Raw genomic sequence first — 12,886 nt, forward strand, 5'->3', positions numbered from 1 at the left:
ACGTCCGGCGGGGTCACCGGGCAAGTGTGGCGCGCAGGGCGGTGATGTCGGCGGTGCCGACGCGGCAGCAGCCGCCGACCAGCCGCGCACCGGCGTCGACCCACGCCCGGACGTCGGCGGGGTCGAAGGCCGACCGGCCCTCCCACGAGCGCGTGGCGGCGTTCCAGCCCTGACCCGAGTTGGGGTAGACGACCGCCGGGCCGTGGGCGCCGGCGACGGGCACGGCTGCCCCGGCGTCGGACGGCGAGGTGCAGTTGACCCCCACGGCCACGACCTCGGCGACGTCGGCCGCCATCGCGAACGCCTCACCGATGGGCTCGCCGAGGCGGGTGAGGCCACCGGCGGTGGACAGGGAGAGCCACGCCGGCACCCCGCTGCCGTCGAGCTCTGCGAGGACGGCCTCGACCTCGGCGAGGCACGGGATGGTCTCGACCGCGAGCACGTCGGCGTGCTCACCCACGGTCGAGGAGAGCACGTCGAGCCGCGGCCGGTGGAAGGCCCGCAGCCCGGCCACGTCGAGGTCGTAGTCGCCGCGGTACTCCGAGCCGTCGGCGAGCACGGCGCCGTACGGCCCGACCGAGGCCGCCACCCACCCGTCGGGCGCTGCCTCGTCCCGCGCGGCGGCGGCCAGCTCGACGCTCGTGCGCAGCAGGCGCTCCACCTCGGCGCGGTCCGCGCCCTCGGCGCCGAAGCCCTCGAAGGACACCTGGTAGGACGCGGTGGTCGCCACCTCGGCCCCGGCGGCGAAGAACTCGCGATGAGCGCGCTCGACCGCGGCCGGGTCGTCGCGCAGCAGCCGTGCCGACCACAGGGAGCTCGACAGGTCGTGGCCGTGCTCCTCGAGCAACGTGGCGAGGCCGCCGTCGAGGACGACGGGACGCTCGGCGACGACGGTCCGGAGGTCGGTGCGGGTCATGGCACGAGTCTCGCACCCGAGGGGTGTGACGGCCCTCTGGTGCCGTCGGCAACGATCGGCACGTGCCAGAGGGACACACCATCCACCGCCTCGCCCGCCGCCACGCCCGTCTGCTGGTCGGGCACCACGTGTCCGCCGACAGCCCGCAGGGCCGCTTCGAGGACGGTGCCCGCCTCCTCGACGGGCGGGTGCTCGGTGCCACCGACGCGTGGGGCAAGCACCTCTTCCACCGCTACGACGACCTGTGGCTGCACGTGCACCTCGGCCTCTACGGCAAGTTCCGTGACGGCACGCTCCCGGCGCCGGCGGCCCGGGGAGCCCTGCGGCTGCGGCTGGTGGGCGGCGGTCACTGGCTCGAGCTGCGCGGGCCGACCGCGTGCGAGGTCCTCACGGACGCCGAGCGCAGGAGCGTCCTGGCCCGTCTCGGCCCCGACCCGCTGCGGCGCCGGCCCGACGCGGAGGGGTTCGTGGCCCGCGTGCTGCGCAGCCGGGCCCCCATCGCCACCCTGCTGATGGACCAGTCGGTCGTGGCCGGTGTCGGCAACGTCTACCGCGCCGAGGTGCTGTTCCGTCAGCGTCTCGACCCGTTGCGACCGGGTCGCCTGCACGACGCGGCCGTGCTGCACGCCGTGTGGGACGACCTCGTGCAGCTGCTGCGTGCCGGCGTGCGCGCGGGACGCATCGTGACGACGCTCCCCGCCGACCGCGAGCGCCCGGCCGGCCGGCCGCGCCGCGTGGACGCCCACTACGTGTACGGCCGGGCCGGGCTGCCCTGCCGGATCTGCGGCGCGCCCGTCCAGGACACGCTGATCGCCGCCCGCCGCCTGTTCTGGTGCGCGGTCTGCCAGGCCTAGCGCACCAGGCCGAGCACCGCCGCCGGGTCCTCGACGTGCGCGTTGTGGCCGAGCCCGGGCAGCGTCACCGGGTCGGGCACGAGCCCGGCGAGCTCCTCGTGGCTGACCATCGGGTCGTGCTCGCCGCGGGCCAGCACCACCGGGCACGCCACCGCCGACAGCAGTCCCGCCATGTCGGGAACGCCGACACCGAAGGTGCGGGGGTCCTGCGCGAGCCGCCAGCCACTCCCCTCCCCCGCCGCCTCGCGGTCGACGACGGCGCCGTCGACCAGCGGGTCGTCGGCGGGCACGAGCCCGGCGAGCCCGGAGACCCGCAGGAACCGGTCGACGGCCGCCTCGCGGGTGTCGTACGTCGCCACGGGCCGCTCGGCCACCGCGAGCGCCCGGGCGGCGTCCTCGGGCGGCCAAGCGACCTTGATGCCGAGGCCGACCACGCGCGTCACCCGGTCGGGCGCCAGCGCGGCGAGGACGAGGGCCACCACGCCGCCCATCGAGTGGCCGACCACCGGGACCGGGTCGTCGAGGTCGTCGAGCAGCGGCAGCACCGCCTCGGCGTGCCGGGCGAAGGAGTACGGCGCGGCCCACGCCGCCGTCCCGTGCCCGGGCAGGTCCGGCGCCGCCGACGGCATGCGTGCGTGGTCGAGCACGCCGCGCCACACCGCGCCCGTGGCGCCGAGCCCGTGCAGGAGCAGCATCAGGCGCCGACGTAGGCCGCGAGGTGCTTGCCGGTCAGCGTGGGCTGCTCCGCCGCCACCATGTCGGCCGGCGGGCCCTCGAAGACGACCGTGCCGCCGTCGTGACCCGCACCCGGACCGAGGTCGATGATCCAGTCGGCGTGGGCCATCACGGCCTGGTGGTGCTCGATGACGATGACGGACTTGCCGGCGTCGACGAGACGGTCCAGCAGGCCGAGGAGGTTCTGCACGTCGGCGAGGTGCAGGCCGGTGGTGGGCTCGTCGAGGATGTAGACGTCACCCTTCTCCCCCATCTGCGTCGCGAGCTTGAGGCGCTGCCGCTCGCCGCCCGACAGCGTGGTCAGCGGCTGGCCGAGCGAGAGGTAGCCCAGGCCGACGTCGACGAGCCGGTCGAGGATCTTCACGGCGGCGGGGATCTTCGCCTCGCCGTCGCTGAAGTGCGCCAGCGCGTCGACGACCGACATCTCGTGCACCTCCGCGATGTCCTTGCCGCCGAGGGTGTGCTCGAGCACCTCCGCCTTGAAGCGGCGGCCCTCGCACTCCTCGCACGGCGACTCGACGGTGGCCATCGGACCGAGCTCGGTGAAGATCACGCCGGCGCCGTTGCAGGTCGGGCACGCCCCCTCGGAGTTGGAGCTGAAGAGCGCGGGCTTGACGCCGTTGGCCTTCGCGAAGGCCTTGCGGATCGGCTCGAGCAGGCCGGTGTACGTCGCGGGGTTGCTGCGGCGCGACCCCTTGATCGCGCCCTGGTCGATGACGATCACCTGGTCGCGGCCGGCGAGCGAGCCGTGGATCAGCGAGCTCTTCCCCGACCCGGCCACCCCGGTGACGACCGTCAGCACGCCCAGCGGCACGTCGACGTCCACGTCGCGCAGGTTGTGCGTGCTCGCGCCGCGCACCTCCATCGTCCCGGACGCGGCGCGCACCGAGTCCTTCAGCCTGGCGCGGTCGTCGAGGTGCCTGCCGGTGATGGTGTCGCTCCGGCGCAGGCCGTCGACGTCGCCCTCGAAGCAGATCTCACCGCCCGCGGCGCCCGCCGCTGGGCCGATGTCGACCACGTGGTCGGCGATGCCGATCGTCTCGGGCTTGTGCTCCACCACGAGCACCGTGTTGCCCTTGTCGCGCAGCTGTCGCAGCAGGTTGTTCATCCGCTCGATGTCGTGCGGGTGCAGCCCGATCGTGGGCTCGTCGAAGACGTAGGTGACGTCGGTGAGCGAGGAGCCGAGGTGGCGGATCATCTTGGTGCGCTGGGCCTCGCCACCGGACAGCGTGCCGGCGGGGCGGTCGAGGGAGAGGTAGCCGAGGCCGATCTCGGAGAACGAGTCGAGCAGGTGCTGCAGGCCCTTCAGCAGCGGTGCGACGGACGGCTCGTCGAGGTCCCGCACCCAGTCGGCCAGGTCACTGATCTGCATCTCGCACAGGTCGGCGATCGACTTGTCGTTGATCCTCGACTTCCGCGCCTCGGGCGTGAGGCGGGTGCCCTCGCAGTCGGGACACGTCTGGAAGGTGACGGCACGCTCCACGAAGCGACGGATGTGCGGCTGCATCGCCTCGGGGTCCTTCGACAGCATCGACTTCTGGATCTGCGGGATCATCCCGGTGAAGGTGAGGTTGACGCCCTCGACCTTGATCTTCGTCGGCTCGGACCACAGCATCGTCTCGAGCTGCTTCTTGGTGAACGACTTGATCGGCTTGTCCATCGGCAGGCCCATGCCCTCGAACAACCGCCCGTACCACCCGTCCATCGAATAGCCCGGCACCGTCAGCGCGCCCTCGGACAGCGACTTCTCCTCGTCGTAGAGCGCGGTCCGGTCGATGTCGTTGACCTTGCCCATGCCCTCGCAGCGCGGGCACATGCCGCCGAGGTAGACCTCCTGCTTGGCGATCCTGCGCTCGGTGCGACCGCCCTTCTCGGTCGTCATCATCCCGCTCGCCTTGCGGGTCGGGACGTTGAAGGAGTACGCCGTCGGAGGCCCGACGTAGGGGTCGCCGAGCCGGCTGAAGAGGATCCGCAGCATCGCGTTGGCGTCGGTCGCGGTGCCGACCGTCGAGCGCGGGTTGGCGCCCATCCGCTCCTGGTCGACGATGATCGCCGTCGTCAGGCCCTCGAGGTGGTCGACGTCGGGCCGGGCCAGCGTGGGCATGAAGCCCTGCACGAACGCGCTGTAGGTCTCGTTGATCATCCGCTGCGACTCCGCCGCGATGGTGGCGAAGACCAGCGAGCTCTTGCCGGACCCGGACACCCCGGTGAACACGGTCAGGCGGCGCTTGGGCAGCTCGACGCTGACGTTCTTGAGGTTGTTCTCCCGCGCCCCCTCGACACGGATGAGCGCGTGGTCGTCGGCCGGGTGTGTGGTGGTCATCGTGCGCGTCTCCCCTGTGGTCTGGCCTGTCGTGTCGCGGGCCGGCCGAGCCGGACCCGCGCCCCTCCCGTTGGCGGGCAATCCTGCCAGTACGACGCGCCGCGCGCCCGTGGTGTGACGGCCCCCGCCGCTCGGGTGGGGTGGAGGGCTTGCCCGGCGTGCCAGTGTCGGTGCATGAGCACCCACGACGACCGGACCGCGACCGTTGCCGAGATCATGGTGGAGACCGACATCGCCGTGCTGACCTACGTGTCGCTCGACGGGCACCTGGTCTCGACGCCGATGGGCACCCAGGACTTCGAGGACCCGGGCACCACCTGGTTCCTCACCGAGCGCAGCAGCGAGAAGGTGCGGGCGATCGAGGCCGACCCGCGGGTCAACGTCTCCTACTCCAGCAAGGCCGGCTGGGTCTCGCTCACCGGCACCGCCCACGTGAGCGACGACCGCGCCAAGCTGCGCGAGCTCTGGGACGCCTCGGCCGGCGCGTTCATGTCCGGCGGTCCCGACGACCCGGACAACGTGCTGCTGCGCATCGACGGGGCCACCGCCGAGTTCTGGGAGTCCCCGGGGAAGGTCGCCGTCGCCGTGCAGATGGCCAAGGGGCTCGTCAGCGACGAGAAGCCGGACCTCGGCGACAACGACACCGTCCGGCTCTGAGCCTCCCGTGCTCGTCGACGCCCACGGTCCCGCCACCGCCGACGAGGCGTGGCGGCGCTTCACCACGCCCGCGACCTGGTCGTCGTGGGCACCACTGATCCGTGACGTCGAGTCGTCGGACGACGTCCTGGGGGTCGGCACCACCGGACGGGTGCACGGTCCCGCCGGCGTGGTGGTCGACTTCGAGGTCACCGGGGTCGACCCCGCCCTGCGGTCGTGGACCTGGCGTGCCGGCCGCGGTCCGGCCGCGGTGTCGATGGACCACCACGTGATCCCCGCACCCGGTGGCGGCAGCCGGGCGTTGCTGCGCGTGCCTGCTCCCGCCGCCGCGGCCGTGCTCCAGCCCTACCGGCTGCCTGCCGGTGCGGCGCTGCGCGGACTCGTGCGCGACCCCGGTGGGGAGGGTGCCCCCGAGGCGGTGGAGTCCTTCGACTTCGCGTTCGCGCCCACCTACCTCGGGCCCGCCCGTGCCTTCGGCATCTCCCCCGCCACGACGACGGTGGAGGTGGGTCCGGAGTGGTTGTTCGTCCGCTACGGTCCCTGGCGGCTCGCGACACCCCGGGCCAACGTCGCGTCCGCCGAGGTCACCGGGGGTTTCGCGTGGCACCGCACCGCGGGTCCGCCGCACCTGTCGCTGACCGACCGCGGCGTCTCGTTCACGACCAACGGCGACCGTGCCCTCTGCCTGACCTTCCACGAGCCCGTCCCGGCGATCGACCCGACCGGCGCCATCACCCACCCCGGTGCCACGCTCGCCGTCTCCGACCCGCGGCGGCTCGCATCGGCACTCGGGCTGCCGCTGGACGACTAGGGTCGCGGAGCATGGACATGCTGCGGGGCGCCCAGATCGCCGAGGCCGGACTGACCGAGTGGCGCAAGCTGGCCCAGGGGCTGCACGCGCGCTACCTGACGGACGGCTTCGCCGCCGGTGCGCGCTTCGTCGCCGCCGTCGGAGAGGCGGGTGACGCGTCGGGGCACCACCCACGCGTGACGATCGGCTCGTCGTACGTCGACCTCGAGCTGGTCACCGCCGATGCGATCTACCGAGACGACGAGGGCACCGAGCACGTCGTCGAGTGGGTCACCCAGCAGGACGTCGACCTCGCGCGCCGGATCACCGGCATCGCCGCCGACCACGCGCTCCGTGCGGACCCGACCGCGGTGAGCGAGGTCGAGCTGGGGCTCGACGCGTCCGACCCGTCGGCCGTCGCCCCGGTGTGGGCCGCGGTCCTGACGGGCGACGCGGCATCCCAGGGCCGCGGGTCACCCAGCGACGAGGTGCGGGATGCCACCGCCCGGGTGCCCAACCTGTGGTTCGACGACGCTGCCGAGGAGCAGCCTGCGACCCAGCGGTGGCACGTCGAGGTCTACGTCGCACCCGAGGCGCTCGAGCAGCGGGTCGCCGCCGCCGTCGCGGCAGGTGGCACCGTCGTCGACGACGGCAGCGCGAGCGGGCTGACGGTGATCGCCGACCAGGACGGCAACCGGGGCGTCATCTGCGTCGACACGTCCACGGCCCAGCAGGACTGAGCAGCGGGCGCGCGCTCAGGACCGCGCGACCTCGAGGCCGAGCCACTCCCCCAGCGCGTCGAGCTCGGCGTGGACCCGGCGGCGCCGGGCCACCGACCAGTCGCCGTCCTCGTGCACCGCGTCGACGATCAGCACGCCGGCCTCCCGGTCGGCAGTGGCGTCGACCTTGCCGACGAGCTCGTCGCCGTCGAGCACCGGCATCGCCCAGTAGCCCCACTGGCGCGACGCCGCGGGCTTGTACATCTCCAGCTGGTAGTCGAAGGCGAACAGGTCCTCCATCCGCTTGCGGTCGAAGACCAGCCGGTCGAGCGGCGAGAGGATCGCCGTGCGGCCCGCGAAGTCGTCGAGGTCGTCGACCCGGGCGGGGTCCACCCGCCACAGCCCGCGCACGCCGTCGATGCGGGCGGCCGCGCCGGTGCCGCGGACGTCGTACCGCTCGTCCCACGCCTCGAGGGCCCGGGGCCGGGCGATGCCGAGCGCCCGGAGCCGTCGGGCCGCGAGGATCCGGTGCGCCTCCTCGGCCGGAACCGCGGGGTCGCCGGGGTGGACGCGCTCGGCGAGGTCCCACCGCCGTTCGCGGCCCTCGCGGGAGGCGACGGCGACCTCGCCCCGCGCCTCCATGCACTCGAGGAGCTTCATGACGTTCTTGTCGTTGGTCCACCCCGTCGAGCGCCACGGGACCTCGCAGGTGTCCGGCAGGTCACGCGCGGCGGTCGGGCCCTCGGAGCGCAGCAGCGCCAGGATGTCGCGCCGGCACCCGTCGTTGGCGGCCACCCAGTCGGCGAGGTCCTCCTGCCACTCCTTCAGCGGCGGCTCCCCCGGCCAGGCGTCCATGTCGGCGCGGTGGAGCGCGACGTCCTCGCTGGGCAGCAGCATCGCCCGCAGCTCGACGATCGCGCCGTCGCCGACGAGCTCCTCGAGGTCGTCGGGCCGATAGGCGCTCCCGAGGCGGGTCCACAGCGCGAGGTCGGCGTGCTGCGCCACCACGCGCGTGAGGTCGACCTGCAGGAAGCCGAGGTGCCGCACCACCTCGAGCACGTCGCGTGGTCGTGGCGCGGCGAGCAGCTGGGCGCGTACGGCGATGCGCCGGGCCTGTCGTGGCGACAGCTCGAGGCTCGGAGGGGCGCCCATGGCGCGATCCTAGGACCGCGGCCCGGTGTGTCGTGACCAGGCCCGCATGGCCCGAACGGGCCATTCCTGCACCAGATCGGGCAATCCGGGCCGGTTCGGGCCCGCGTGACGCCGTCCGGTGCGACCGTGGACGGCATGTGGGACACCGTCGAGACCAGCTCGGTCCACCTCTCTCACGACCTGCCGTGCAGCGAGTGCGGCCACGGTCGTCACACCTACCTCCCGTGCTCGGACACGTGCAGCTGCACCCACGGTCGCGACCGCGTGCTCAGCAACGCCTGACCCGCCCGCCCCGACCCGTCGGTCAGCGCTCGCGCACCGAGTCGTCCTTCGCACGGCGACGGACCCGGCGGCCCACCTTCGACGCGAACCCCTCTCGCGGCGGCGGATTGCCGTCCTCGTCGAGGGCGTAGGACTCGACCTTCGCCAGCCGCGGACGGTCGTGGTCGTCGAGGACCTCGCCGGTGACCCACCACATGCGCAGGCTCGGTCCGGCGAGCCGCAGGAACGCCAGGTTGTTGTCGAACCACGGTCCCTCGGCGTAGGTCCACGTGAGGGGCGCGTCGGGCACGTGCGCGGACCTCGACGCCAGTCGGCCCATCGGTCCGGCGACGCCGTAGGAGAGCACCGCGGTCGCGAACCGCATGTTGCGGGAGAGCGGGTTGCGGATCGGCGAGCAGACAGCCTGCAGCACCGTCGAGCGCAGCGCCCGGCCACCGCGGCGCGGACGAGCCTCGCTGACGTAGCTGTGGTGGACGTCGCCGGAGAGGAACGTGACGGTGGACGGCGCCCGGCCGCGCTCACCGGCGGCGACCTCCATCACCTGCCGGGCGACCTCCTGGAAGCTGCTCTGGAAGGCGCCCCAGTGCTCGAGGTCGACCAGCTGGCGAAGCCGCTCCCCCACCCGGCCACCCCGCTCGCCCCATGCCCCCTGGGCGAGCGCCTCGCTGAAGGCCTCGAGGTGGTGCAGGCCCCGGGCGAGCAGGAACGGCAGCGACGTCCCGATCAGCAGGTGGTCGACGTCGCCGCGCAGCTGCTCGTCGAGCCAGGCCGCCTCGTCGTCGTCGAGCATCGCCCGGTCGTCCGGATCGAGCTTGCGGGCCGCGCGCGAGTCGACGACCACGAGGCGTGCCTGCGTGTCGAAGTCGCGGGTGTAGCTCCAGCGGTAGGTCTGCGGGTGCTGGTCGACGCGGTCCGCGAACTCGTCGAGGAACGGACCGAGGTCCTGCTCCGCGTCGCCGCGGTGCGCGCGCACCAAGGCGTACACCTCGTCCTTCTCGCGCTCGACGGGCGACAGGTTGCCGAGGTGCTGGTAGACCCAGTAGGACGCCAGTCCGGCGACGATCCGGCCGTGCCACCACGACGTGGCCTCCATCTCGCGGCGCCAGTCCATCGAGGTGTTCCAGTCGTCGCGGATGTCGTGGTCGTCGAAGATCATCGCGCTGGGCACGGTCGAGAGCAGCCACCGGTTGGCCGGGTCGGACCAGGCCAGCTTGTAGAGGTGGGCGTACTCCTCGTAGTCCTTGAGCTCGGTCCACGGCGCCTGCTCGATGTCGCGCCGGGACTCGATGAACTCCCGCATCGCGTCGGTGGTCTCGTCGGCGTAGACCTGGTCGCCCAGGAAGAGCACCAGGTCGGGCAGCCGGTCCGGGTCGAGGTCGGCGTCGGAGGCGTCGGCCGGCTCGACCTGGCCCGCGACGCGCAGCGCCCAGGCGCGCAGGGCGTCGACGCCGTGGGTCCTGTTGCCCTTCTCGTCGTGCGAGACCGACGTGCGGCAGGAGCCGAACGCCAGGTGGAGCGGGCGCCCGGCCTCGAGGGTGGCGATGACGGGGTCCGGGAAGGGCGAGCCGGTCGGCGGCCAGGCGCGGTCCCCGTCGAGCGCCACGGTGTAGGCCTCGGTGGTGCCGGGCTCGAGGGCGTCGAGCTCGACGAGCGCGTAGTGGTGGTCGTGGACGACGAACGTCGGGGCGCTCGCGGTGGCCGCGCCCCGGGTGACGGTGACCGTGGCCGGGCCGTCGGTCTCGACCCAGACGGCGGCCGAGGTCTCGTCGACGTAGCGGAGCAGCGGGCCCAGGAGCAGCCGGTCCTCGGACGCTGTCATGGGCGCAGGAGCACCTTGATCGCGCGGCGCTCGTCCATCGCCCGGTAGCCCTCGGCCGACTCGGCCATCGGCAGCGTCAGGTCGAAGACCCTCCCCGGGTCGATCGCGCCGGACAGCACGCGGTCGAGCAGGTCGGGCAGGTAGCGGCGCACGGGAGCCATGCCGCCGGCCAGCCCCACGTTCTTCTGGAACATGCGCCGCACCGGCAGCTCGACGCCGTGGGGCACGCCGACGAAGCCGACGGTCGAACCCGGTCGGGCGACCGTGAAGGCCGTCTTCATCGCCCCGTCGGTGCCGACGCACTCGAGCACGGCGTCCGCACCGACGCCGTCGGTCAGGTCGGCGATCCGCTCCTCGCCCTCCGCGCCGCGCTCCGCGACCACGTGGGTCGCGCCGAAGGCACGGGCGATCTCCTGGCGCGGCTCGTGCCGCGACATCGCGACCACCCGCTCGGCGCCCATCTGGGCGGCCGCCAGGACGCCGCTGAGGCCCACCGCGCCGTCACCGACCACGACCACGGTGTGGCCCGGCTGCACGCCCGCGGCGACGGCGGCGTGCCAGCCGGTGGCCATGACGTCGGTCAGGGCGAGCAGGGACGGAACGAGGTCGTCGTCGGGCATCCCGTCGGTCGCGACGAGGCTGCCGTCGGCCTGCGTCACCCGGGCGTACTCCCCCTGGCCGCTCTGGGTGATGCCCAGGTTCACGCACGCCGACTGCATGCCCGCGCGGCAGTGCGCGCAGGTGTTGTCGCAGTGGCAGAACGGCACGATCACGAAGTCGCCGACCTTGGTGGTCGAGACGTCCGAGCCGACCTCCTCCACGACCCCGACGCACTCGTGGCCGATGGTGGACCCCGCGGTGACGTCGTTCTCGCCGCGATAGGGCCACAGGTCGGAGCCGCAGATGCAGCCCGCGACCACCTTCACGATGGCGTCGGTGGGCTCCTCGATCCGGGGGTCGGGAACGTCCTCGAAGCGGATGTCGCCGGGGGCATGGATGGTCGTTGCACGCATGCGGCGATCCTGCCACGCGGTCTGGCAACCTTTGCCTCCCCAGGGGCGTCCTCAACCCACAACGTCACCCCACACGTCCGGGAGCAGCCATGCCTCACCCTGCCTCAGTCCGCGCCACTGCAGCCCTCTCCGCGCTGGTCGCCGTCCCCTCCACCTGGCTCGTGGCGGCGCCGGCCGGCGCGGCATCGGCGCCCACGACGTGCGACGGGAAGCCGGTGACGATCGTCGCGACGACCACGGTCACGCAGGGCACGGAGGGTGACGACGTCGTCTCCATGGAGCCGGGCCAGTGGAACACCTTCGACGCCAAGGGCGGCAACGACACCGTCTGCCTGGCGGCGGGCAGGGCCGACATCAACGACCGCGACTCCCGACCTCCCTACGGGTTCCTCGACACCGGGACCGGCGACGACAGGGTCGTCAACCTGACCCCGGCCGGGACCACCGGCATCTACACCACCGTGGTCCTCGGCCCGGGCAGCGACAGCTTCCAGGGCGCCGGGGTCGGTGAGGAGGTGTTCGCGGACGGCTTCGGGGGCGACTTCGACGTCGCCGACGTCGCCGACCCCGCGCTGGTCGGTCGGCAGTCCGACGTCGTGACGGATGCGGCCACCGTGCACACCGCGGCGCCGGCCGACGCCCCGAACGCCGACCGCATCACCTTCGGCGCCCGGGGTGGCCGGGCGGTCGTGAGCGGCCCCATGGGGCCGCAGGCGCTCCTCGACTTCTCCCTCGCCTCCGACCCGCTCCTCGAGGTGCGCTCGCCCCTCCGGCTGGGCGCGCCGGTCTCGGGCGAGGTCGTCGTGGACAACCGGGCGCGCACGGTCACCGCGGCGGGAGCGACCGCGCTCACGTGGTCGGGGGAGGTGCGTACCTTCGTGGTCGGCAGCCCACGACGGCTCGTGGTCGCGGGTCCCGCGGTCGGTTTCGTCGGCACCGACGCCGGCGAGGCGGTCACCTTCGCGGACGTGCTCGTCGGCGACGTCAGCCTCGGCGGGGGCGATGACAGCCTCGGCGTGCAGTCGTGGAACAACGCCTTCATCCCCCGCTCGGCCGACGGCGGGCCCGGGCGCGACGAGGCGTCGATCTCGTCGGTGTGCCACAGCGTGCTCGCCGTGCGCCTGGCCCGCACGGCGACCTGTGACGGACGCTCGGGCACGTTCCGGGGGTTCCGCGACGTGGTGCTGGACGGCAGCGACGCACCCGGCGCCGCCACGGTCCTCGTGGGCACCGGTCGGGCCGAGCGCCTCGTCGCCAGCGGCCACGACGTGACCATCCGCGCCCGGGGCGGACGGGACGACGTCCTGGTCGACGACAGCTGGTCGGCCCGGGTGTGGGCCGGCCCCGGACGCGACCGGGTGGCCGTCAGCGGCGACGACGTGGTGGTCCAGGGTCAGGGAGGCGCTGACCGGCTCCGCCTCCTCGGCACGGCCGGCCTGGCCGCCCCCGACCGCGCCCGCCGGCAGCAGGTGAGCCTCGGGGGCCGCGGCAACGACGTGATGGTGGGCACCGCGGCCGCGGCCGACCGGCTGGTCGGCGGTGCCGGCCGTGACCGTGCCGACGGCGGCCGGGGGCGCCGCGACCAGTGCGACGCCGAGGTCGTGCGCCGCTGCGAGCGGTGACCGA

At 73.6% G+C, this 12,886-nt stretch carries 11 protein-coding genes; 5 read left to right on the forward strand and 6 right to left on the reverse strand.

The features are described 5' to 3' along the window. Positions 1-13: 13 nt before the first annotated feature. A complete protein-coding gene (gene mmuM, locus NYO98_RS06930; protein WP_268110830.1) occupies positions 14-916 on the reverse strand; it encodes a homocysteine S-methyltransferase in 903 nt (300 codons plus the stop codon). A 62-nt stretch (positions 917-978) separates the two neighbouring features. On the opposite strand from mmuM, the gene NYO98_RS06935 reads away from it, so the two are divergent. Continuing rightward, a complete protein-coding gene (locus NYO98_RS06935) occupies positions 979-1,770 on the forward strand; it encodes an Fpg/Nei family DNA glycosylase (protein ID WP_268110831.1) in 792 nt (263 codons plus the stop codon). On the opposite strand, the gene NYO98_RS06940 is transcribed toward NYO98_RS06935, so the two are convergent. Continuing rightward, positions 1,767-2,465 carry an alpha/beta fold hydrolase gene (locus tag NYO98_RS06940; RefSeq protein WP_268110832.1) on the reverse strand — a complete coding sequence of 233 codons (699 nt, stop codon included), beginning with the start codon at positions 2,463-2,465 and terminating at the stop codon, positions 1,767-1,769. The two genes, NYO98_RS06935 and NYO98_RS06940, sit on opposite strands and share 4 nt — an antisense overlap. Then, positions 2,465-4,828, reverse strand: coding sequence for an excinuclease ABC subunit UvrA (locus NYO98_RS06945; protein WP_268110833.1), 2,364 nt, complete (start codon positions 4,826-4,828; stop codon positions 2,465-2,467). The genes NYO98_RS06940 and NYO98_RS06945 overlap by 1 nt, the downstream gene beginning before the upstream one ends. Before the next feature lie 174 nt (positions 4,829-5,002). On the opposite strand from NYO98_RS06945, the gene NYO98_RS06950 reads away from it, so the two are divergent. Genes NYO98_RS06950 through NYO98_RS06960 form a run of 3 tightly spaced genes read left to right on the forward strand, consistent with a single transcriptional unit; the run spans position 5,003 to position 7,015 of the window. Next, a complete protein-coding gene (locus NYO98_RS06950) occupies positions 5,003-5,485 on the forward strand; it encodes a pyridoxamine 5'-phosphate oxidase family protein (RefSeq protein WP_268110834.1) in 483 nt (160 codons plus the stop codon). 7 nt (positions 5,486-5,492) lie between these two features. Further along, positions 5,493-6,296 (forward strand): SRPBCC family protein, encoded by an 804-nt coding sequence (locus tag NYO98_RS06955; RefSeq protein ID WP_268110835.1) that lies wholly within the window; start codon positions 5,493-5,495, stop codon positions 6,294-6,296. An 11-nt stretch (positions 6,297-6,307) separates the two neighbouring features. After that, the gene (locus tag NYO98_RS06960) at positions 6,308-7,015 is read left to right on the forward strand and encodes a 4a-hydroxytetrahydrobiopterin dehydratase (RefSeq protein WP_268110836.1); all 708 of its coding nucleotides are present in this window, start codon (positions 6,308-6,310) and stop codon (positions 7,013-7,015) included. 15 nt (positions 7,016-7,030) lie between these two features. On the opposite strand, the gene NYO98_RS06965 is transcribed toward NYO98_RS06960, so the two are convergent. From NYO98_RS06965 to NYO98_RS06975, 3 genes are all read right to left on the reverse strand, one after another. Then, positions 7,031-8,146, reverse strand: coding sequence for a DNA glycosylase AlkZ-like family protein (locus NYO98_RS06965; protein ID WP_268110837.1), 1,116 nt, complete (start codon positions 8,144-8,146; stop codon positions 7,031-7,033). Between the two features lie 304 nt (positions 8,147-8,450). Next, positions 8,451-10,247, reverse strand: coding sequence for an alkaline phosphatase D family protein (locus NYO98_RS06970; RefSeq protein WP_268110838.1), 1,797 nt, complete (start codon positions 10,245-10,247; stop codon positions 8,451-8,453). Beyond that, positions 10,244-11,260, reverse strand: coding sequence for a zinc-dependent alcohol dehydrogenase family protein (locus NYO98_RS06975; RefSeq protein WP_268110839.1), 1,017 nt, complete (start codon positions 11,258-11,260; stop codon positions 10,244-10,246). The genes NYO98_RS06970 and NYO98_RS06975 overlap by 4 nt, the downstream gene beginning before the upstream one ends. A gap of 89 nt (positions 11,261-11,349) precedes the next feature. Here NYO98_RS06975 and NYO98_RS06980 point away from each other — a divergent pair, with 89 nt between their 5' ends. Continuing rightward, on the forward strand, positions 11,350-12,882 hold the full coding sequence (locus tag NYO98_RS06980; RefSeq protein WP_268110841.1) for a hypothetical protein: 1,533 nt from the start codon (positions 11,350-11,352) through the stop codon (positions 12,880-12,882). Positions 12,883-12,886: the final 4 nt, after the last annotated feature.

The sequence above is a fragment of the Nocardioides pini genome, assembly GCF_026712185.1.
Lineage (GTDB): Bacteria > Actinomycetota > Actinomycetes > Propionibacteriales > Nocardioidaceae > Nocardioides > Nocardioides pini.